20 protein-coding genes are annotated in these 21,140 nt (G+C 67.8%); 10 read left to right on the top strand and 10 right to left on the bottom strand.

Annotation, left to right across the window (positions count from 1 at the left end; genetic code table 11):
- Positions 1-26: 26 nt before the first annotated feature.
- The 4 genes from acpM to AU185_RS07955 are packed head-to-tail and all read left to right on the top strand — an operon-like array spanning position 27 to position 4,330.
- The gene (gene acpM, locus AU185_RS07970) at positions 27-329 is read left to right on the top strand and encodes a meromycolate extension acyl carrier protein AcpM (RefSeq protein WP_059098849.1); all 303 of its coding nucleotides are present in this window, start codon (positions 27-29) and stop codon (positions 327-329) included.
- Positions 326-1,576, top strand: coding sequence for a 3-oxoacyl-ACP synthase KasA (gene kasA / locus AU185_RS07965; RefSeq protein WP_059098848.1), 1,251 nt, complete (start codon positions 326-328; stop codon positions 1,574-1,576). Before acpM ends, kasA begins: the two co-directional genes overlap by 4 nt.
- A gap of 23 nt (positions 1,577-1,599) precedes the next feature.
- Positions 1,600-2,871 (top strand): 3-oxoacyl-ACP synthase KasB, encoded by a 1,272-nt coding sequence (gene kasB, locus AU185_RS07960; protein ID WP_059098847.1) that lies wholly within the window; start codon positions 1,600-1,602, stop codon positions 2,869-2,871.
- A gap of 37 nt (positions 2,872-2,908) precedes the next feature.
- The gene (locus AU185_RS07955) at positions 2,909-4,330 is read left to right on the top strand and encodes an acyl-CoA carboxylase subunit beta (protein ID WP_059098846.1); all 1,422 of its coding nucleotides are present in this window, start codon (positions 2,909-2,911) and stop codon (positions 4,328-4,330) included.
- On the opposite strand, the gene AU185_RS07950 is transcribed toward AU185_RS07955, so the two are convergent.
- On the bottom strand, positions 4,331-5,080 hold the full coding sequence (locus AU185_RS07950) for an SDR family oxidoreductase (RefSeq protein WP_059098845.1): 750 nt from the start codon (positions 5,078-5,080) through the stop codon (positions 4,331-4,333).
- Between the two features lie 87 nt (positions 5,081-5,167).
- Here AU185_RS07950 and AU185_RS07945 point away from each other — a divergent pair, with 87 nt between their 5' ends.
- Positions 5,168-6,049, top strand: a complete 882-nt coding sequence (locus AU185_RS07945) for a LysR family transcriptional regulator (protein ID WP_059098844.1) — start codon at positions 5,168-5,170, stop codon at positions 6,047-6,049.
- Positions 6,050-6,085: 36 nt separating this feature from the next.
- On the opposite strand, the gene AU185_RS07940 is transcribed toward AU185_RS07945, so the two are convergent.
- Positions 6,086-7,627: a glycerol-3-phosphate dehydrogenase/oxidase gene (locus AU185_RS07940; protein ID WP_059098843.1), complete on the bottom strand. Its 1,542-nt coding sequence runs from the start codon at positions 7,625-7,627 to the stop codon at positions 6,086-6,088.
- Entirely contained in the window at positions 7,624-8,202 is a 579-nt protein-coding gene (locus AU185_RS07935; protein WP_059098842.1) for a TetR/AcrR family transcriptional regulator, read from the bottom strand. The genes AU185_RS07940 and AU185_RS07935 overlap by 4 nt, the downstream gene beginning before the upstream one ends.
- A gap of 59 nt (positions 8,203-8,261) precedes the next feature.
- Here AU185_RS07935 and AU185_RS07930 point away from each other — a divergent pair, with 59 nt between their 5' ends.
- Both AU185_RS07930 and AU185_RS07925 read left to right on the top strand, forming a co-directional pair.
- Complete coding sequence (locus tag AU185_RS07930; protein ID WP_156425444.1) at positions 8,262-9,842, top strand: FAD-binding oxidoreductase; 1,581 nt, start codon at positions 8,262-8,264, stop codon at positions 9,840-9,842.
- Positions 9,839-10,753, top strand: coding sequence for a diacylglycerol kinase (locus AU185_RS07925; protein WP_059098840.1), 915 nt, complete (start codon positions 9,839-9,841; stop codon positions 10,751-10,753). Before AU185_RS07930 ends, AU185_RS07925 begins: the two co-directional genes overlap by 4 nt.
- Before the next feature lie 97 nt (positions 10,754-10,850).
- On the opposite strand, the gene AU185_RS07920 is transcribed toward AU185_RS07925, so the two are convergent.
- The 4 genes from AU185_RS07920 to AU185_RS07905 all read right to left on the bottom strand — a co-directional run bounded on the left by AU185_RS07920 (position 10,851) and on the right by AU185_RS07905 (position 14,267).
- Positions 10,851-11,363, bottom strand: a complete 513-nt coding sequence (locus tag AU185_RS07920; protein WP_059098839.1) for a DUF3145 domain-containing protein — start codon at positions 11,361-11,363, stop codon at positions 10,851-10,853.
- Positions 11,364-11,471: 108 nt separating this feature from the next.
- Positions 11,472-12,296 (bottom strand): serine hydrolase domain-containing protein, encoded by an 825-nt coding sequence (locus tag AU185_RS07915; protein WP_059098838.1) that lies wholly within the window; start codon positions 12,294-12,296, stop codon positions 11,472-11,474.
- Positions 12,297-12,306: 10 nt separating this feature from the next.
- Positions 12,307-13,383 carry a class I SAM-dependent methyltransferase gene (locus AU185_RS07910; RefSeq protein WP_059098837.1) on the bottom strand — a complete coding sequence of 359 codons (1,077 nt, stop codon included), beginning with the start codon at positions 13,381-13,383 and terminating at the stop codon, positions 12,307-12,309.
- Positions 13,384-13,415: 32 nt separating this feature from the next.
- Complete coding sequence (locus tag AU185_RS07905; RefSeq protein ID WP_059098836.1) at positions 13,416-14,267, bottom strand: class I SAM-dependent methyltransferase; 852 nt, start codon at positions 14,265-14,267, stop codon at positions 13,416-13,418.
- An 82-nt stretch (positions 14,268-14,349) separates the two neighbouring features.
- Between AU185_RS07905 and AU185_RS07900 the strand changes: the two genes are divergently transcribed.
- Together AU185_RS07900 and AU185_RS07895 are read left to right on the top strand one after the other, a co-directional pair.
- Entirely contained in the window at positions 14,350-15,435 is a 1,086-nt protein-coding gene (locus AU185_RS07900) for an S-(hydroxymethyl)mycothiol dehydrogenase (protein ID WP_059098835.1), read from the top strand.
- The gene (locus AU185_RS07895) at positions 15,432-16,061 is read left to right on the top strand and encodes an MBL fold metallo-hydrolase (RefSeq protein WP_059098834.1); all 630 of its coding nucleotides are present in this window, start codon (positions 15,432-15,434) and stop codon (positions 16,059-16,061) included. The genes AU185_RS07900 and AU185_RS07895 overlap by 4 nt, the downstream gene beginning before the upstream one ends.
- Before the next feature lie 33 nt (positions 16,062-16,094).
- On the opposite strand, the gene AU185_RS07890 is transcribed toward AU185_RS07895, so the two are convergent.
- Positions 16,095-16,838, bottom strand: a complete 744-nt coding sequence (locus AU185_RS07890) for an SHOCT domain-containing protein (RefSeq protein ID WP_059098833.1) — start codon at positions 16,836-16,838, stop codon at positions 16,095-16,097.
- A 137-nt stretch (positions 16,839-16,975) separates the two neighbouring features.
- On the opposite strand from AU185_RS07890, the gene AU185_RS07885 reads away from it, so the two are divergent.
- A complete protein-coding gene (locus AU185_RS07885) occupies positions 16,976-18,064 on the top strand; it encodes a class I SAM-dependent methyltransferase (protein ID WP_059098832.1) in 1,089 nt (362 codons plus the stop codon).
- 35 nt (positions 18,065-18,099) lie between these two features.
- Here the strand turns inward: AU185_RS07885 and AU185_RS07880 are convergent, their stop codons facing one another.
- Positions 18,100-19,911, bottom strand: a complete 1,812-nt coding sequence (locus tag AU185_RS07880) for an Hsp70 family protein (protein ID WP_059098831.1) — start codon at positions 19,909-19,911, stop codon at positions 18,100-18,102.
- A gap of 63 nt (positions 19,912-19,974) precedes the next feature.
- Positions 19,975-21,060 carry an NAD(P)H-dependent amine dehydrogenase family protein gene (locus tag AU185_RS07875; RefSeq protein WP_059098943.1) on the bottom strand — a complete coding sequence of 362 codons (1,086 nt, stop codon included), beginning with the start codon at positions 21,058-21,060 and terminating at the stop codon, positions 19,975-19,977.
- Positions 21,061-21,140: the final 80 nt, after the last annotated feature.

Below are 21,140 nucleotides of genomic sequence, written 5' to 3'. Positions count from 1 at the left end.
AACAACCCCAATTAGAAGGAGCCATTGTGGCCGCCAGTCAGGATGAAATCATCGCCGGTCTCGCCGAGATCATCGAAGAGGTCACGGGTATCGAGCCTTCCGAGGTCACCCCGGAGAAGTCGTTCGTCGACGACCTGGACATCGACTCGCTGTCGATGGTCGAGATCGCCGTGCAGACCGAGGACAAGTACGGCGTGAAGATCCCCGACGAGGACCTCGCCGGTCTGCGCACCGTCGGTGACGTCGTCACCTACATCCAGAAGCTCGAGGAAGAGAACCCCGAAGCCGCCGCGGCCATCCGCGCGCAGATCGAAGCCGATCGGGCATGAGTAGACCTTCCACTGCTAACGGCGGTTTCCCCAACGTCGTCGTGACCGCCGTCACGGCGACCACGTCGATCGCGGCGGACATCGAGAGCACGTGGAAGGGGCTGCTGGCCGGCGAAAGCGGCATCCGCGTCCTCGAGGACGAGTTCGTCACCAAGTGGGACCTGCCGGTCCGCATCGGTGGGCACCTCGTCGACGCGATCGACGACCATATGACGCGACTGGACATGCGGCGGATGTCGTATGTCCAGCGCATGGCCAAGTACCTCAGTGGCCAGCTCTGGGAGACCGCGGGTACGCCTGAGGTCGATCCGGATCGCTTCGCCGTGGTCGTCGGCACCGGTCTGGGTGGCGGCGAGAAGATCGTCGAGACCTACGACGCGATGAACGAGGGTGGCCCCCGCAAGGTGTCGCCGCTCGCCGTGCAGATGATCATGCCGAACGGTGCGGCCGCGGTGATCGGTTTGCAGTTGGGCGCCAGGGCCGGGGTCATCACCCCGGTCTCGGCGTGCTCATCGGGTTCGGAGGCCATCGCCCACGGCTGGCGCCAGATCGTGATGGGCGACGCGGATATCGCCGTTGTCGGCGGTGTCGAGGGCGGAATCGAGGCGCTGCCGATCGCGGCGTTCTCGATGATGCGCGCGATGTCGACCAACAACGAGGATCCTGCGGGTGCGTCCCGGCCGTTCGACAAGAACCGCGACGGTTTCGTCTTCGGCGAAGCCGGTGCGCTCATGATCATCGAGACCGAGGAGCACGCCAAGGCCCGCGGCGCCAAGCCGTTGGCCCGCCTGATGGGTGCGGGCATCACCTCTGATGCCTTCCACATGGTGGCGCCCGCCTCCGATGGTCTGCGTGCGGGCCAGGCGATGAAGCGTGCGATGGAAACCGCGGGCCTGGCGCCCAAGGACATCGACCACGTCAACGCCCATGCCACCGCGACCTCGATCGGCGATGTCGCCGAGGCCAACGCGATCCGGTCGGCCGGCGTCGAGCACGCGGCGGTCTACGCGCCGAAGTCGGCGCTCGGCCACTCCATCGGAGCGGTCGGCGCGCTGGAGTCGGCATTGACCGTGCTCTCGCTGCGTGACGGCGTCATCCCGCCGACGCTGAACTTCGAGACCCCCGATCCTGAGATCGATCTCGATGTGGTTGCAGGCGAGCCTCGTTACGGCGACTTCCAGTACGCCATCAACAACTCGTTCGGCTTCGGTGGACACAATGTCGCCCTGGCCTTCGGGCGCTACTGAGCGGAAGGGACTTTCGAGCAGTAATGGCAGGGTTGACGCGTTCAACTCGGCTCTCCACGGGGGCCGGTTTCCCCAACGTGGTCGTCACGGGTATCGCCATGACGACCGCACTGGCAACCAGCGCGGACGACACCTGGAAGAAGCTGCTGGACGGTCAGAGCGGCATCCGCAAGCTCGAGGATCCGTTCGTCGAGGAGTATGACCTGCCGGTTCGCATCGGCGGGCATCTCCTCGAGGACTTCGACCACGAGATGACGCGGGTGGAACTGCGCCGATTGTCGTATCTGCAGAAGATGTCGACGGTGCTGGGCCGCCGGGTGTGGGAGAACGCCGGCACGCCCGAGGTGGACCCCAAGCGGCTGATGGTGTCGATCGGCACCGGCATGGGCTCCACCGAGGAGCTGGTGTTCAGCTACGACGGTATGCGCGCCAACGGGCTGAAAGCGGTTTCGCCGCTGGCCGTGCAGATGTACATGCCGAACGCCGCAGCCGCGGCGGTGGGACTGGAGCGCAAGGCTCGCGCCGGGGTGGTCACTCCGGTGTCGGCCTGCGCATCGGGGTCGGAGGGCATCGCGCACGCGTGGCGCAACATCGTGCTCGGCGAGGCCGACGTCGCGATCTGCGGTGGTGTGGAGACCAAGATCGAGGCGGTGCCGATCGCCGGCTTCGCCCAGATGCGAATCGTGTTGTCCACCACCAACGATGACCCGGCCGGTGCGTGCCGACCGTTCGACAAGGACCGTAACGGGTTCGTGTTCGGCGAAGGCGGTGCACTGATGGTCATCGAGACCGAAGAGCACGCCAAGGCCCGCGGCGCCAACATTCTCGCCCGGATCATGGGAGCCAGCATCACCTCGGACGGCTACCACATCGTGGCGCCCGATCCGAACGGTGAGCAGGCCGGTCACGCGATGACGCGTGCGATCGAACTTGCCGGCCTGCAGCCCACCGACATCGACCACGTCAACGCGCATGCCACCGGCACCAGCGTGGGCGACGTGGCCGAAGGCAAGGCGATCAACAACGCGATGGGCAGCCACAAGCCGGCGGTGTACGCACCGAAGGCGGCGCTCGGCCACTCGGTCGGCGCAGTCGGCGCGGTGGAGTCCATCCTGACCGTGATGGCGTTGCGCGACGGCATCATTCCGCCGACGCTGAACCTGCGCAACCTGGATCCGGAGATCGATCTGGACGTGGTCGCCAGGGAGCCGCGGTCGGGCAATTACCAATACGCGATCAACAACTCGTTCGGATTCGGTGGGCACAACGTCGCGCTCGCCTTCGGGAAGTACTGACACTCCCCCAGGGATCCAGCGCTACAGGAGGTTTTAGATGACGACCATGGCCCCCGAGGCAGTCGGCGAATCGCTGGATCCCCGCGACCCGCTGCTGCGGCTGAGCACCTTCTTCGACGACGGCAGCGTCGAGTTGCTGCACGAGCGGGACCGCTCGGGCGTGCTCGCCGCCGCCGGAACCGTCAACGGCGTGCGCACCATCGCGTTCTGCACGGACGGCACCGTCATGGGTGGGGCCATGGGCGTCGAGGGCTGTGCCCACATCGTCAACGCCTACGACCAGGCCATCGAGGAGCAGAGCCCGATCGTCGGGATCTGGCACTCGGGTGGCGCGCGGCTGGCGGAAGGCGTAAAGGCGCTGCACGCGGTCGGTTTGGTGTTCGAGGCGATGATCCGGGCGTCCGGATACGTTCCGCAGATCTCGGTCGTCGTCGGCTTCGCCGCCGGCGGCGCGGCTTACGGTCCGGCGCTGACCGACGTGATCGTGATGGCGCCCGAAAGCCGGGTCTTCGTCACCGGTCCCGATGTGGTCCGCAGTGTGACCGGCGAGGACGTCGACATGGCGAGCCTCGGCGGGCCGGACACCCACCACAAGAAGTCCGGCGTGTGCCACATCGTCGCCGACGACGAGCTCGACGCCTACGAGCGCGGCCGTCGGCTGGTCGGATTGTTCTGCCAGCAGGGCCATTTCGACCGCGCCAAGGCCGAGGCCGGCGACACCGACCTGCACGCGCTGCTGCCCGAGTCGGCGCGCCGCGCATACGACGTGCACCCGCTCGTCGAAGCCCTGTTGGACGAGGGTGTGCCGTTCGAGGAGTTCCAGGGCAAGTGGGCCCCGTCGATCGTCATCGGGCTCGGCCGGTTGTCTGGTCGCACCGTCGGCGTCATCGCCAACAACCCGCTGCGCCTCGGCGGCTGCTTGAACTCCGAAAGTGCGGAAAAGGCAGCGAGATTCGTGCGGCTGTGCGACGCGTTCGGCATTCCGATCGTCAACATCGTCGACGTCCCCGGATACCTGCCGGGCGTGGATCAGGAGTGGGGCGGCGTCGTGCGGCGCGGGGCCAAGCTGCTGCACGCATTCGGCGAGTGCTCGGTCCCGCGCGTCACGCTGGTGACGCGGAAGATCTACGGCGGTGCGTACATTGCCATGAACTCGCGGTCACTGGGCGCGACGAAGGTGTACGCCTGGCCCGACGCCGAGGTCGCGGTGATGGGCGCCAAGGCTGCGGTTGGCATCCTGCACAAGAAGAAGTTGGCCGCCGCTCCGGAGGACGAGCGCGAGGCGTTGCACGAGCAGTTGGCCGCCGAGCACGAGAAGATCGCCGGCGGAGTGGATTCCGCGATCGACATCGGCGTCGTCGACGAGAAGATCGACCCGGCGCATACCCGGTCGAAGCTGACGCAGGCGCTGGCCGAGGCGCCGGCGCGCCGCGGCCGCCACAAGAACATCCCGCTGTAATCAGCGGGTGGTGTAGCCGCCGTTGGCGAAAATCGTCTGTCCGGTGATCCAGTGGCCCTCATCGGCGAGGAACACCACGAACGGCGCGATGTCCTCGATGTTTGTGAGCCGGCCGCCCATGGCCTGCGACTTGTGGAACTCGACGCGCTCGGGCGTCTCCTGCCCGTAGAAGAAGGGCGTGTCCATCGGGCCGGGCCCGACGTTGTTGACATTGATGCCGCGCGCCATGAATTCCTTGGCGGCCGCCCGGGTGAAGTGCTCGACCGGGCTCTTGGCTCCGGCGTACGTCGAGTAACCGTCGGTGAAGGCTGCAAGCAGTGCGGTGACGATGGTGGTCACCGATCCACCGTCGGCGAGCTTGCGGCCAGCCTGCTGCAAGAAGAAGTACGCGGCCTTGGAGTTGATGTCGAACATCGAATCGTATTCGTCTTCAGTCGTTTCCATGATGGGCTTGCGCAGGACCTTGCCGACGGTGTTGACCGCGATGTCCACGCTGCCGAAGGCGTCGATCGCCGCGTCGAACAGTTTCTCGACGTTGCCCGGAACCGTCAGGTCGCCCTGAACCTTGACGGCCTTGGCGCCTGACCCTTCGACCTGGGCGACGGTCTTGTCTGCATCGGACTCGGTGGCGGGGCTGTTGTAGTGGACCGCCACATTGACGCCGCGTTCTCCCAGCGTGGTGCTGATCAGGCCGCCGAGGTTCTTCGCTCCGGCGGCGACGACTGCTGACTTGCCTGCGAGGTTGCTCATAGTGCCGACCGTAATCAGAAAATCGACAAATGAGAAACGCATAAAACCGCACTATTGACAAACAACAGTTGTAGATAGGCTGTTCGCATGGCACGCGCCATTCCGGACCTTCGCCGTCTGCGACACTTCATCGCGGTCGCCGACGCCGGCGGGTTCACCCGCGCCGCCGAAGCGTTGCATCTCAGCCAGCAAGCGTTGAGCAGTTCGGTACAGCAGCTGGAAAAGGAGCTTGACGCAAAGCTTTTCGAGCGGGTCGGGCGGCAGGTATCGCTGACACGTGCCGGTCGGTTGCTGCTCGCGGAGGGCCAGACGCTACTCGCCGCCGCGCACACCGTCGCCGACCACGTGCACCGCGTGGCGGCGGACACCGAGGCGGTGTTCGTTGTGGGCCACACTCCGGCGTTGAGCAGCGCCGAGGTCTACACGCTGATGGAGCCCGCGATCGCGGCGTTCACCGACACGTCGTTCACCTTCCGGCAGATGTTTCCCGATGTCCTGGTCGCCGGCCTGCTCGACGGCTCAGTACACCTCGGCCTGCGCCGCGGTGTCGTGCCGCCGAGCAACCTGGCAGGCGCGGTGATCGGCTACGACCGCGTCCGCGTGGCCGTTCCCGCCGACCATCGGCTCGCGACCCGCCGGAAAGTGGACATTCACGACCTCGTATCGGAACGGATTGCGCTCTGGGCCCCTCCGGGTGCGTCGTATTACAGCGATTTTCTGATGAGCGCGTGCCGACGCGCTGGTTTCGAACCGGGCTATGTCGTCAGTCGTGTGCAAGGAGCCGCCACTGTCGCGGCGCCGCTGACCACCGGGGCGGTCGGGTTCGTCACGGCACCCGCGGGGCCGGCGATGGGCGGTCGGGTGACGGTCGTCGACCTGGTACCCGTGCTGCACGTTCCGGTTCAAGCGCTCTGGCAACGGCATACGTCGTCGGCGGTGCGGGATGCGGTGGTGACTCCGGACAAGTGAATCCGCTCGGCGACCACCGCCCAGTGCCGGGCGTGGTCAAAGTTGAGATTTCGCCAGCATTTCCTGCGCGACGCCCACGACCCGTTCCCGGTCGGACTCCACCAGGCCGATGCGGGTGCGGCGGTCGACGATGTCGTCGACGTTCAACGCGCCCTCGTGGGTCACCGCATACTCGAATTCCGCGCGGATCACGTCGATTCCCTCGGCGACAGGTTCGGTCGACCGATCGCAACTCGCCGCCGCGATCACGTTCGGTGCCTCTGCACCGAAGCGTGAGAGCAACGAGCCCGGCATCTCCGGTGGATGACGAAGGGTGGCAACAGGATTCGACGGCGCGCCGACCAGCGGCAGATTGCGGGTGCGGCAGCGCGACGCCGTCAGCCCCCGCAAAGCGATGGACTGGTCGAGCACATCCTCGGCCATGTGCCGGTATTCGGTGAGCTTGCCGCCGATGACGCTGATGACGCCCGACGGTGATTCCACCACCGCGTGATCGCGCGACACGTCGGCCGTGCGGCCGCTACCGGTGTCGATGAGCGGTCGCAGGCCCGCGTAGGCGCCGATCACATCCGACGGCGTCAATGCTACGGCCAACGCGGTGTTCACGGTGTCCAGCAGGAACGAGATTTCGTCCGGCGAGGGTTGCGGCACATCGGGTATGGGCCCCGGCGCGTCCTCGTCGGTCAGCCCGAGGTAAACCCGACCCAACTGCTCGGGCATAGCGAACACGAAGCGGTTGATCTCGCCGGGGATCGGGATCGTCAGCGCCGCAACGGGATTACCGAACGCCGCCGCATCGAACACCAGGTGCGTTCCGCGGCTGGGCCGCAGCTTGATCGACGGGTCCACCTGTCCCGCCCACACTCCGGAGGCGTTGATCACCGCGCGCGCGGTGACGTCGAAGGACTCACCGGTGAGCTGGTCGGTCAGCATCACCGAGGTCCCGGTGGCCGACGACGCCGCGACCCGGGTCAGGACGCGGGCACCGTGCTGCGCAGCGGTGCGCGCCACGGCGGTGACCAGGCGGGCGTCGTCGATCAACTGCCCGTCGTATGCGAGCAATGCACCGTCGAGTCCGTCGCGCCGCACGGTGGGCGCCAGTTCGGCGGCACGGCGCGCATCGATCCGCCGCGACCGGGGCAGCGCCGAAGCCGGTGTGCCCGCCAGTTTGCGTAGGCCGTCGCCGGCCGCGAAGCCGAAGCGCACCAGCGCACGCGACGCCGCATTCATCGACGGAAGCAGCGGAACCAGCTGCGGCATGGCCGTGACGAGATGAGGCGCGTTGCGGGTCATGAGGATTCCGCGTTCGACGGCGCTGCGCCGGGCGATGCCGACATTGCCCGTCGCCAGGTATCGCAGCCCGCCGTGCACCAGCTTCGAGCTCCACCGGCTGGTGCCGAACGCCAGGTCGTGCTTTTCCACCAACGCGACGCTCAGCCCGCGGGTGGCGGCGTCCAGCGCGATGCCGGCGCCGGTGATACCGCCGCCGATCACCAGGACGTCGACCCACTCACCGTCGGCGAGTGCAGCCAGTTCGGCAGCGCGGCGCGCGGCGTTCAACGCCGTTGAGCCGCTCACGGTGCGAGGTATCCGTTCAAGGCGCGGGCCAATTCGGCGTTGAGCGAATCGCGGTCCAACAGCTTTTCGACCATCTGCGCCGACTGGATCGTCGACTGCGTGATGAGCAGGCACATGGCGCCGATCTGGTGTGGGTCGCCGGGTCGGACGCTGCCCTCGTCCTGGGCCGCCTTGATCGCCGTCGCGAGTGCATCGACAAGGATCATCTGGCTCGTGCCCAGCCGGTTGGCGATGTAGACCATGGCGAACTCGGGCGCGTCGTGCAGCACCGACATGACGACCTCGTCGTTGCGCACGTGCTCGGCCACTGCGACGACGCGTTGCACCAGTGCTTCGCGGCCGGGTCCGGTGTCTGGCACCGCCTCGAGCACACCGGCGATGCGCGACGTCATCAGCGCCGCGAGCACGCCGTTGGTATCCGACCAACGGCGGTAGATGGTCGGGCGGCTCATCCGTGCGCGCCGAGCGATCTCGGTCATCGTCACCCGTTTGACACCGACGGCGAGCACGCATGCCGCCGCGGCCTCGAGGACGCGGTCCTCGACGGACGATTGATCGTTACGGATTGACGACATGTGTAATACTGTAACGCATGACGCGTCCGGATGCTCACCACACCGCCCTCCTGCCACCGATGAAGTGGAACGCCTGGGGCGATCCAGCGGAAGCCAAACCACTGTCCGACGGCATCCGCGCGCTGCTCGAACAAGCGCTCGGCGTGCAGGAATCCGCGACGTCCGAACTGCGGCCCGACGAGGTCAGGGTGCGGCCGTCGTCGCTGTCCGCCGCTGACCGCGATGCGTTGACGGGCATCGTCGGGTCGGACTACTGCCGAGTCGACGACCAGGGCCGGCTGCTGCGGGCAGGCGGTAAGTCCACGCTGGATCTGTTGCGCCGCAAAGACACCGGCGTGCAGGACGCACCCGACGCCGTGGTGCTACCGGGAAGCGAGGACGAGATAGCCGCAATCCTGCACTTCTGCAGTGACCACCGGATCGCCGTCGTACCGTTCGGCGGCGGCACCAGCGTCGTCGGCGGCCTGGACCCCCTCCGGGGCGATTTCAGCGCGGTGGTCTCGCTGGATCTGCGCCGCCTGAACGAACTGCACTTCCTCGACGAGGTGTCCGGAGAAGCCGAGCTCGGCGCGGGGATGACGGGACCGGACGCCGAACGCCTGCTGGGCGAACGCGGCTTCTCCCTCGGCCACTTCCCGCAGAGTTTCCAGTTCGCCACCATCGGCGGTTTCGCTGCGACCCGGTCGTCGGGTCAGGACTCCGCGGGCTACGGGCGGTTCAACGACATGGTCCGTGGCCTGCGGGCGGTGGCGCCGGTCGGCGTGCTAGACCTCGGACGCGCCCCAGAGTCGGCGGCGGGACCGGATCTGCGGCAGCTGGTGATCGGTTCGGAGGGCGTGCTGGGCGTCATCACCCGCGTGCGGGTGCGGGTGCATCCGGTTCCGACTGCGACGCGTTATGAGGCGTGGTCGTTTCCCGATTTCGCGACCGGCGCCGACGCGCTGCGCGCCGTCGTCCAGACCGGCACCGGTCCGACGGTGATCCGGCTGTCCGACGAGGCTGAGACCGGGGTGAACCTCGCGACCACCGAGAGCATCGGCGAAAAACAAGTCACCGGAGGCTGTTTGGCGATCACGCTGTTCGAGGGCACCGAGGCGCACGTCGCCAGCAGGCATTCGGAAACGCGCGCGGTGTTGGAGGCCGCCGGCGGCACGTCGCTCGGCGAGGAACCCGCGCGGGCATGGGAGCACGGCCGGTTCGGGGCGCCGTATCTGCGTGACTCGCTGCTCTCTGCGGGCGCGCTGTGCGAAACCCTCGAGACCGCGACGAACTGGTCCAACGTGCCGGCGCTGAAAGTCGCCGTCACCGAAGCGTTGACGAACGCGCTGGCCGAATCGGGCACGCCCGCTCTGGTGCTGTGCCACATTTCGCATGTGTATCCCACCGGCGCATCGCTGTACTTCACCGTTGTCGCCGGGCAGCGGGGCAATCCGATCGAGCAGTGGCGCAAGGCGAAGGCCGCCGCATCGGATGCGATGGTCCGCACTGGGGCCACCATCACCCACCACCACGCGGTCGGCGCCGACCACCGGCCGTGGATGCGCGACGAGATCGGGGACCTCGGCGTCGAGATTCTGCGAGCCGTCAAGGACAAGCTCGACCCGGCGGGAATCCTCAACCCCGGCAAGCTGGTTCCATGACGTTTCAGGGTCGCGTCACGATGCTGACCAACCCCGCGTCGGGGCACGGCAGCGCGCCGCATGCGGCCGAACGCGCTGTTGCTCAGTTTCATCGGCGCGGCGTGGACGTCGTCGCGATCGCAGGCACCGACGCCGAGCACGCGCGGCGACTCGTCGAGGGTGCGCTCGAACGCGGTATGGATGCGCTTGTCGTCGTCGGCGGGGACGGCATCATCTCGCTTGCGCTGCAGGTGTTGGCGCAGACCGAGATACCGCTCGGCATCATTCCGGCGGGCACCGGCAATGACCACGCGCGCGAGTTCAGGATCCCCACGCGCGATCCCGAGGCCGCGGCCGACGTGGTGGTCGACGGCTTGGTCGGCGGTGTCGCGCAAACGATCGACCTAGGGCGCATCCGCGGCGCGGACGGCACCGACAAGTGGTTCGGCACGGTGATGGCGGCAGGTTTCGATTCCCTGGTCACCGACCGCACCAATCGGATGCGCTGGCCGCACGGCCGGATGCGATACAACCTCGCGATGGTGGCCGAGCTGTCGAAGCTGCGACTGTTGCCTTTTCGGCTGACGTTCGACGGCGAGGAGGTGACGACGGAGTTGACGCTGGCCGCGTTCGGCAACACCCGCAGCTACGGCGGCGGCATGCGCATCTGCCCCGACGCCGACCCCACCGACGGTCAACTCGACGTGACGATGGTTGCCTCGGCGTCGCGAACCAGGCTGATCCGGCTGTTCCCCACCGTTTTCAAGGGCACGCACGTAGATCTCGATGAGGTTCGCACAGCGCGGGCGAAGACGATACGGGTCGACTCCCCGGGCATCAACGCGTATGCCGACGGCGAGTACGTGTGCCCGCTGCCGGTCGAAGTGACGGCCGTTCCCGGCGCGCTGAACATCTTGACGCCCGCCACATAACGCGAGCAGACGCAAATTGCCTCATTTCGGCCCATTTCTGGGGCAGTTCGCGTCTGCTCGGCGAGGCGAGGACCCAGCCCAGCTCGGCGAGGAGACCTCAGCCGACTCCGCGGCTGAGCCAGCTCACCTCCGCGCCCGCACCGCCGTCTCGGTATGCCTCGAGCGCCTCATCCCACGCGGTGCCCAGTACCGAGTCCAGCTCGGCGGCCAGCGTGTCGGCGCCCGAAGCCATCAGCGCGCGCAACCGCATTTCGCCGACCATCACGTCCCCGTTGGCGCTCATCGACCCGCTCCACAGACCCAGTTGAGGGGTGTGGCACCAGCGGTGGCCGTCGACGCCGGGGCTGGGATCCTCGGTCACCTCGAACCGCAACACCGACCACGAGCGCAGCGCGCTGGCCAGCGCCGCGCCGGTGCCCACCGGACCCACCCAGTTGGTGACCGCACGCAGCTGTCCCGGCATGGCCGGCTGCGGAGTCCACTTGAGGTTTGCCCGGGCCTGAAGGGTCGACGACAACGCCCACTCGACATGCGGGCACACCGCCGCGGGTGAGGCGTGGATGTAGACCACGCCCGTCGTCGCGTCGGCGAACTGGTTCGACGCACGCATAGCTGCTCCTTCGGCTCCACGAGGGACGTCTTCCCCAAGCGGCCTCGCGAAATCCGAATTACAGCTGTGTCGTGCGTGTCTATTGTGCCCTGTGAGACGCCTGTTGCGCTAGTCTGCGCCGAATTCTCTCAGGACTTCGTCAGACAACTCCCGCCACGGCTCGTATGCCCAGTCCCCGAAATCCCGGTCGGTCAGCACGACCAGCGCCAGATCGGCCTGCGGATCGGCCCACAAAAACGTCCCTGACTGGCCGAAATGCCCGAAAGTGCGGCCCGAGTTCCCGGTGCCCGTCCAGTGCGGGGACTTGCCGTCGCGGATCTCGAAGCCCAACCCCCAGTCGTTGGGGCGCTGTACCCCGAAGCCCGGTAGCACGCCATCCAGGCCGGGAAACTGCACCGAGGTCGCCTCGGCGTGCAGCTGCGCCGACACCGTGACCGGCCGCAGCAGGTCGCCGGCGAACGCTGCCAGATCGGCCACCGTCGACGTCGCGCCGTAGCCCGCGGCCGCCGCTCCACCGTCGAGTGCGCTGTCGGTCATCGCGAGCGGTTCGAACACGGCTTCGGTCAGATACCGCGCGAACTCGATGCCGGTGGCCTTCTCGAGCGTCTCGGCGAGCACCTCGAAGCCGTAGTTGGAGTAGACGCGGCGCGTCCCCGGTTCTGCCATCGTCTCCGCCGAGTGCATGGAGTAGCCGGCCGCGTGCGCAAGCAGATGACGGACGGTGGCGCCCGGCGGGCCCGCCTCGGTGTCGAGGTCGACGGCGCCCTCCTCGACACCGACCTGCACCGCGCGGGCGGCCAGCAGCTTGGTGACCGACGCCAACGCGAACCGGTGGCGGACATCGCCGCACTCGGCCAGCACGCCGGACGGTCCGACCACGGCGGCGGCGGCATCCGGAACAGGCCAATCGGCCAGGGCATCGAGCGCGCTCATCGCGCCGAGCCTACTTGCGCGCGATGTAGTAGTTGTTGATCGGATCCGACTCGATTTCGCGCATCTGGACGTCGGCGAACCCCGCCTCGGCGAGCATCGACGTGGCGAGTTGGTGACCCCAACAGGTGCCGAGCCCTTCGCCGTCGAGGCCCAGCGACACGCTCATGCAGTGCATCGTCGAGACGGTGTAGAGGTACGTGGACAACGGCACGCCGACGTTGTCCTCCAGCCGGCTCGACGCCTTGATGTCGACCATGAGCAGGTAGCCCCCGGGCCGTAGTGCGCGGTAGATGTTCGCCAGCACCGCAGCCGGGGCCGCCTGGTCGTGAATGGCGTCGAAAACCGTTATCAGGTCGTAGCTTTCGGGCATGTCGAGTTCGGCCACGTCGGCGGCGACGAACGTGGCGTTGGTCAGGCCGAGCCGAGCCGCCTCGGCGCGCCCGACGCCCAACCCCTCGTCGGAGAAGTCGATTCCGGTGAACCGGCTCGCCGGGAAGGCCTGCGCCATGACGTTGATGGCATGCCCACTGCCACAGCCGATGTCGGCGACCTCGGCACCCTCACGCAATAACTGCGGAAGCCCGTCGGCCATCGGCAGGATGACGTCGACGAGCGCGGCGTCGAACACCTCACCGCTCTCCTCTGCCATCAGCGTGTGGAACCGCGGATACTCGCTGTAGGACAGTCCGCCGCCGGTTCGGAAGCAGCCGATGATCTTCTGTTCGACCTCGGCCAGCAGCGGAATGAACTGCGCGACCCGCGCGAGGTTGTCCGGGCCGGCGGCGCGGGTGAGCACCGCGGCGCGATGGCGCGGCAGCGTGTAGGTGTCCGTCGCGGCGTCGTAGTCGACGACCCGCGACGCGACGACTCCGCCGAGCCATTCGCGTACGTAGCGTTCGTTCAGCCCGGCGGCGTCGGCGATTTGGGCGCTACTTGCCGGCGGTAGCTCGGCCAGCGTGTCCCACAACGAGGTCTGGTGTCCGATGGACAACAGGATGGACAGGCTGGCGCTGTCGATCGCGTCGACCATCCGCCCGGCGAATTCTTCGGTGGAGTCGGCGGCGGAGTTCTTGTCGAGTGTGGTCATAACCCGATCAACGGTAGGCGCGCCACGTCGGTTCAATGCCCCGATTCGTCGACACGGCGCCGCGCCACGATCGCGAAGTTGAGCGGAATTCGTGGCGCCGATGGTGGGAGCGCCCAGCCCTCCGGTGATGGGATAAGGTCGGCAAACGCAGGCCAGTCCATGTATGGCAGTTCGACCAGTGCTTCGATCTGCAGTCCCGCCTGCAGCAGGGCGGAGACGATTTCCCCGAGATCATGCCGCCACTCATGGTTCTCGACGTGGCTGATGAGACCGGCTGAATCCTCCGTGTACGTGCCAGAGTCCTCGTAGATGCGACTGCCTCCGCCAGCCAAGTAGTCGTCGGTGATCTCCCATGGCTCGAACGCCATGGCACCGAGGATTGGGTGGTCATCGCGGATCAGGAACAGTCCACCCGGCTCGAGCAACTCACGGATGGACTGGGCCCAGTTGACCAACTCGGGCAACCACACGATCGTTCCGGCGCTGGTGACGATGAGCTCGAACCTTCGCTCGATCAGCGTCGATGCGAACCGGGCGTCACCTTCGACCCACGTCAGTTCGCGGCCATCGCGCTCTGCGATGCGGGCGGCGTGACGAAGAGAATTGGGCGAAAGGTCGAGACCGTGGACGTCAACGGCTCCCATTCTTGCCCACGAGACGGTGTCGATGCCGATGTGGCACTGCAAATGCAGCAGCGAACGGCCAAGGACCTGACCGTTCGGCAGATGCGGTTGCAACACGGAGAAGTCTTTTCGCACTACGCGGGAGATTTCGGACGGGTCGCTCAGGAACCCGTCCACGTCATACATCTGCGATATCGCGTGGACATCTGCACGCTCGTCCCAGTTAGCCCTATTCGCTGCAATCGCTTCGGCGTCACTCACGGCACCAGTGTCTCCCGAGCCGCTAGCTGGACATACGTATGGACACTATTCCAATCCGGACGCCACCCATTAGGTTGGACGCATGAGCCAGACGGTGCGCGGTGTGATCTCACGCAAGAAGGGCGAGCCAGTAGAAGTCGTGGACGTCGTGATTCCCGACCCCGGTCCGGGCGAGGTGGTGGTCGACGTCACCGCGTGCGGGGTGTGCCATACCGACCTGACGTATCGCGACGGCGGGATCAACGACGAGTTCCCGTTCCTGCTCGGACACGAGGCGGCCGGGACCGTCGAATCGGTCGGCGCCGGCGTGACCAACGTCGAACCCGGTGACTTCGTGATCCTGAACTGGCGCGCCGTGTGCGGCCAGTGCCGGGCCTGCAAGCGCGGCCGTCCGCATCTGTGCTTCGACACCCACAACGCCGCGCAGAAGATGACGCTCACCGACGGTACGGAGTTGACGCCTGCGCTGGGCATCGGCGCGTTCGCCGACAAGACTCTGGTTCACGAGGGCCAGTGCACCAAGGTCGACCCCGAGGCCGATCCCGCGGTGGCCGGGCTGCTTGGCTGCGGCGTGATGGCCGGTCTGGGCGCGGCGGTCAACACCGGCGCGGTGGGCCGCGACGACACCGTCGCGGTCATCGGCTGCGGCGGCGTCGGCGATGCGGCCATCGCCGGCGCGCGATTGGTCGGCGCCAAGCGCATCATCGCCGTCGACACCGACAACAAGAAGCTCGACTGGGCCCGCGAATTCGGCGCCACCCACACCGTCAACGCGCGTGAACTGGACCCGGTGCAGACCATTCAGGACCTCACCGACGGTTTCGGCGCCGACGTTGTGATCGACGCGGTCGGCCGACCGGAGACCTGGAAGCAGGCGTTCTACGCCCGCGACCTGGCGGGAACCGTTGTGCTGGTGGGTGTTCCGACGCCGGACATGACGCTGGAGATGCCGCTGATCGACTTCTTCTCCCGTGGAGGCTCACTCAAGTCGTCGTGGTACGGCGATTGTCTACCCGAACGGGACTTCCCCACCTTGATCAGCCTCTACCTGCAGGGGCGGCTGCCGCTGGACAAGTTCGTCACCGAACGCATCGGCATCGACGACGTCGAGGAGGCGTTCCACAAGATGCACGGCGGCTCCGTGCTGCGTTCGGTGGTGATCCTGTGAACGGCGGGCCGATCGGGCGGGTGGTCACCCACGGCACCTTCGAACTCGACGGCGGTAGTTGGGAAGTCGACAACAACATCTGGGTTGTCGGCGACGACTCCGAGGTGGTGGTGTTCGACGCGGCGCACGACGCGGGCCCGATCGTCAACGCCGTCGGCGGCAGGCACGTCGTGGCAGTCGTCTGCACGCACGGGCACAACGATCACGTGACCGTCGCGCCCGAGCTCGGTCAAGCGCTCGACGCTCCTGTGCTGTTGCATCCGGCTGACGAGGTGTTGTGGCGAATGACGCATCCCGACAGCGACTTTCGCACCGTGTCCGACGGTGACACCCTGCGGGTGGCCGGCACCGAGTTGCGCGCGTTGCACACCCCTGGCCACTCGCCGGGGTCGGTGTGCTGGCATGCGCCCGAGTTGAATGCGGTGTTCTCCGGTGACACCTTGTTCCAGGGCGGGCCCGGTGCGACGGGGCGGTCCTTCTCGGACTTCCCGACCATTCTCGAGTCGATCTCGGGCCGGCTCGGCAAGCTGCCCGGCGACACCGTCGTCTACACCGGCCACGGCGATTCCACCACAATCGGCGACGAGATCGTGCACTACGACGAGTGGGTGGCCCGCGGCAGCTGAGCTGCCTATCGGCTCGGGCCACTGGTCCCGTAGCTAGTCATCGAGGATGCGGCGCTTCTCGGCCTGGAACTCCGCCTCGGTGAGCGCACCCGAATCCCTAAGTGCGGCCAGCTGCTTCAACTGCTCGAGCCGCACCCCCTGGTCGTTCGGCTGGTAGCCGGAGGTCGGTGTCGACACCGACCGCAGCGTCGGCGGTCCGTCGGCGCTGAGCATCTCGTGCGGCGCAAGCGGTCGCGCCGCCTTGCCGGCGCGCGCCGACCAGACCATGGCGGCGATGAGTTCGAGCACCCCGAGCGCGATCAGGCCGCCGAACACCCAGAGCAGCCAGCTGTAGGCACTGCCGTGGCCGAAAGCCAGCCGAGGGTTGATGTACCCGGCCACATCGCCGTCCGTCGCGACGCGGTAGGTGCCCGCTTCGGCCACCTCGATCAGCCACACCCGCACGTGCGTGTCACTGTTGACTGTTGTTGTCCCGCCGATGTTTTCGGTCACCACCGGGTCGGCGACGCCATCGGGCGACTCGATGTCGATGCTGATCTCGGGGATGGGGAAGCCGCTCGTCGGCTGACCGGTGATCATGGTGTGGAAGCTGACGGTCACCTCGCCGGCCGGCAACTCGATGCTGCCCGTTCCCGGGATCGGCACCTCACCGTATGCGTCGAACTCGTCGAGCACGAACGCGTTGAGTACCAGCGTGACGATGAACCCGACGACGGACACCAGCAGGGTCAGCACGGAGACGACGACGGCGATGCGCGGGGCGACCCTTCCGCTCATGGCCAGAGTGTGACACGGCCGGGCCGCGTGCGGTGGCCTTGATGGGATCAGTCGACACCTTCGGCGGCGTCAATTCCGAACGGGGACTACCGTCGTAAGCGACCGAATCTGTTGTCCGCCACGTCCGGGAGGTCGCGTTGCCCGAGTCCAGCATCGTCGTGCGGCCCGAGCCGATGGAGAGCGGGTCCTACACCGCCGGCTCGCGGCTGCAGGCCGCCGGACTGCAGGCCGCGATCAAGCTCTTCGAGGAAGCCGCCGCCGCGGTGCCGGTCCCCCGCCTTCCGCAGCCGTTCGTCATCGCCGACTACGGCGCCTCCACCGGCCATAACTCCCTGCTGCCGATCTGCGCGGCAATAGCGGTGCTGCGCAAGCGGACCCGCACCGACCACTCCACGCTCGTCGTGCACACCGACGTGCCGGAAAATGACTTCACCGCATTGTTCCGGACGCTCGCCGACGATCCGGATACCTATCTGAGCAAGGACGCGGCGACCTTCGCCTCGGCGATCGGCCGGTCGTTCTACTCGCAGATCATGCCGTCCAGCAGCGTCAATCTGGGGTGGAGTTCGTGGGCGGTGCACTGGCTCAGCCGTGTCCCGGCGCCGATCCCCGATCATGTCCACGTCGCATACAGCCGCGACGAGAGCGTGCGCGCCGCCTATGCCAGACAGGCCGCCCAGGACTGGCAGGAGTTCATCGCGTTTCGCGGCCGCGAGTTGCGTCGCGGCGGTCGTCTGGTGGTGATGACGACGGCGGTCGACGACGACGGCGAGATCGGGTACCGCCCGGTGCTGGGCGCACTGGTCGACACGATCGACGAGCTCGCCGCCGAGCGGCTATTGACCACCGACGAGGTGTACCGGATGGGCATCCCGATCGTCGGCCGCAGTGAGCAGGATTTCCTGGCGCCGTTCGCGCCGAAGGGCCGCTTCGAACAGCTCGAGATCGAGCACCTCGAGGTCTTCGACGCCGGGGACCGCTTCTGGCAGCAGTACCAAGTCGACGGCAACGCAGACGCTTTCGCCGCGCAGTGGGCGTCCTTTTGCCGGGCCGCGGTGTTCCCGACGATGGTGGGTGCGCTCGACGGCGTCGGCACCGAGCCACGGGTGGCGGAGATCTTCGACCGTCTCGAGGCTGGCGTTGCGACCCGGCTCGCCGCGGCGCCCGAGGAAACCCAGATTCCGATGGCGCACCTGGTGTTGACGAAACGACCCAGGGCCCACTGACCGCGGCTCGACGGGTAGCCCGTTCGCCGGTGGGGTTACGGCGCGGGCTGCCCGGGCAGTTGCGGAGCCGGCACCCAGGGCAGCCCCGGGATGGTCGGGTACGGCGCGGTTGGGGTCCACGCCGGCGGCTGCGTCGTCGGTGGCGGCTGCGTCGTCGGTGGCGGCTGCGTCGTCGGTGGCGGCTGCGTCGTCGGCGGTGGCGGCTGCGTGGTCGGTGGCGGCGCGGACGTAGGCGGCGGCGCGGACGTGGGCGGCGACTCGGGTGACGGCGGCGGCTCGGTGACGGTCCGCGTCTGCGGCGGAGGCGGCTGGTAGACGGTCTGCGGCGGCGCCTGCGTCGCGGGTGCCGGTTCGGCGGAGGTGGGCGGCGGTGTCGCGGGTCGCGGGGTGGCCGTGACCGGAGGCGCGGTGGTCGACGCCGGCGTGGGAGCGGTCTGGTCGCCGTCCATCACCCAGAACACCGCTGCCGCCAGGGCAGCCAGCACCACGACGACGCCCGCAGCGAGCGGAACGGCCGGGTTTCGGTACCACGGCGTTCGTCGAGGTGGCAGGTCATCCCAGGACTCGTCGCCGAACTGCAGCTGTGGTCGCACCCCGGCGGCGGCGCCCGCGGGCTCCGGCGCGTAGTCGTACGGGTCGGTGGCCGCCACCTCGGGCACCTCGTCGGCGTCCGACCACGCCAACGCGCCGAAGGCGCTCGACTGCGGCGACATCTCGTCGGCCGCCGCGTCAACCTCGGGCGCCATGGCGGTTGCCGCACCGGCCGCAGCGGCGGCCCCGGGCGCCGCGGCCATCGCGGTCATCCCCTCTTCGACGGTGCCCCGGGCGGCCGCCAGCCCGCCGCCCACCGCCGCGGTCAACTCGGGCTGGGCCGTCGTGATGACCGGCACCCGGAATCGCTCCGACAGCGTCGTCGTGATGACCGGGATCCGCGCGCTGCCGCCTACCGATGCCACCGCCGCAAGCTCTCGAACACCGTTGCGCTCCAACGTGTCCTGAAGCACGTCGGCGAAGGCGGTGACCGGCGCGCGCAGCAGCTCGTCGAGTTCGGTGCGGGTCAGCCGCACGTCGCTTCGGTGCCCGGGCAGGTCGGCCACCAGCGAGGTGAACGCCGCAGTGGACAGCCGCTCCTTGGCGCCGCGGCACTGTGCGCGCAACCGCGACAGCGATCCGATCGCCGAGGTGCCGGACAGGTCGATGGTGCCGGCCCTGGCCAGGTCGTCGAGGACGTGGGTCAGCAGCGCCTGGTCCACCAGGTCACCGGACAGGTCGGGGTGACGCACGGTTTCGGCGACCGGCGAATAACCGTTGCCGGCGTCGACCAGGGTGATGCTGGTACCGGTGCCCCCGAAGTCACAAAGCGCGATGACGCCGCGCGCGGGCAGGCCAGGCTCGTTCTGCAGCGCGGTCAGTGCCGCGACACTGTCGGAGACGACGGGCGCCGGCTGCGGACGGTCGAACTCGGGCATCGCGGCCAGCGCGCCGCGCAGCGCGTCGACCGAGGCGGGCCGCCAGTGCGCCGGATGCGTCACCGCGACCGGGCCGACGGGCCGGCGCCCACCCCCGACCGCGTACAGCATCGCCCGCAGCGCATCCGCGAGCACGGCATCGGCGCTGTGACTCGAGCCGTCGGCGGCGACGATGCCGACCGGATCGCCGACGCGGTCCACGAAATCGGTCAGGATGAGGCCACGCTCGTTGAGGTTGGGGTTTTGGCCGGGCACGCCGACCTCCGGGGGCCGGTGCGCGAAACGCGTCAACACCGGCGACCGGGTCAGCGCGGACCGGTCCAGCACGACGGCCGCCAGGTTGGTGGCACCAACCGACAGCCCGACCCCGTCAGCCATCACTCCTCGTCTCGATGAAAAACCCCATTGGGTTCCATCTCAGCAGATCGGGTTGGCGTTACTTCACCGGATGGTGCCTGCACCCGGAATCAGCGGTAGATCGAGCGCCGTCACCCAGCCCGGCGAGAGTTCGTTGACCGCGGGTACCGCGTTGAGTGCGCGTAGTCCTGTGGCCAGGCAGCCGGCCGCGGCCGCATCGCGCCCGGAGCCGTCGGTGAACCGGAACGCGGTCTCCTGGAAGATGCTGGGAGTGCCCTCGATGTCGACGCGGTACACGTCGTTCTCGTTGCCCGAGGGCCAGTCGGGCGCCGCGTCGCTGCCGATCCGGTTCACATGCTCGAGCTGGATCCGGGTCTCGCCCCGGTACACGCCGTTGATCGTGAACCGCACGGCGGCGACATTGCCGGGCGCGATGGTTCCCTTGACGGTCTTGCGTTCGGTCGGCGTCACCCATTTGTCCCATGTCGTGGTGATCTCGTCGAGCATGATGCCCGCAGCGTGCGCGATCATCGGAACCGTTGCGCCCCAGGCGAACACGAGGATGTCGGGGTTCTCCAGCAGCGGGCGGTACTCGGGCGGTTTGCCGATGCCCATCTCGCGGTCGTAGTCGCCGGAGTAGTTGGTGTAGTCGAGCAACTCCGAGGCGCGCACCTTCCGCACCTGCGAGCACAGGCCCATCAGCGTCATCGGGAACAGGTCGTTGGCGAACCCGGGGTCGATGCCGGTGGTGAAGCACGACGACTCGCCGAGCTCGCACGCCGCGGTGACGGGCTCGATCCAATTCGGCGGGTTCAGGTGCATGGTCGGCCAGATCCACGGCGTCATCGCGGTCGAGCAGACGTCGATCCCGGCCCGCAGGAAACGGGTGATCAGCGCGATGTTGTCCTCGGCGTGGTTGGCCGTCGGGCCGTAATGCACCAGCGCATCGGGTTTCAACGCGATCAACGCGTCGAGGTCATCGGTCGCCGTGATCCCGAGCGGGGTGCTCAGGCCGCAGATCTCGCCGACGTCGCGGCCCACTTTCTCCGGGTCGCTCACCCCGACACCGGCCAACTCGAACAACGGGTGCTCGACGATTTCGGGGATCACCATCTTGCCCACGAATCCGGTGCCCCAGACCACTACGCGCTTGGCGCCAGCTTCCTTCACCACAGCTCGACGGTCCCCTTCCACTCGGCCACGGCCTACACCCTAGGTGCGCGCGTGGCGTTTCAGCCGCGAACAGACGC

The sequence above is a fragment of the Mycobacterium sp. GA-0227b genome (genome assembly GCF_001499855.1).
In the GTDB taxonomy this organism is placed as follows: Bacteria; Actinomycetota; Actinomycetes; order Mycobacteriales; family Mycobacteriaceae; genus Mycobacterium.
The sequence above is the reverse complement of the archived record's forward strand: the minus strand, read 5'-3'. Positions and strand labels throughout refer to the sequence as shown.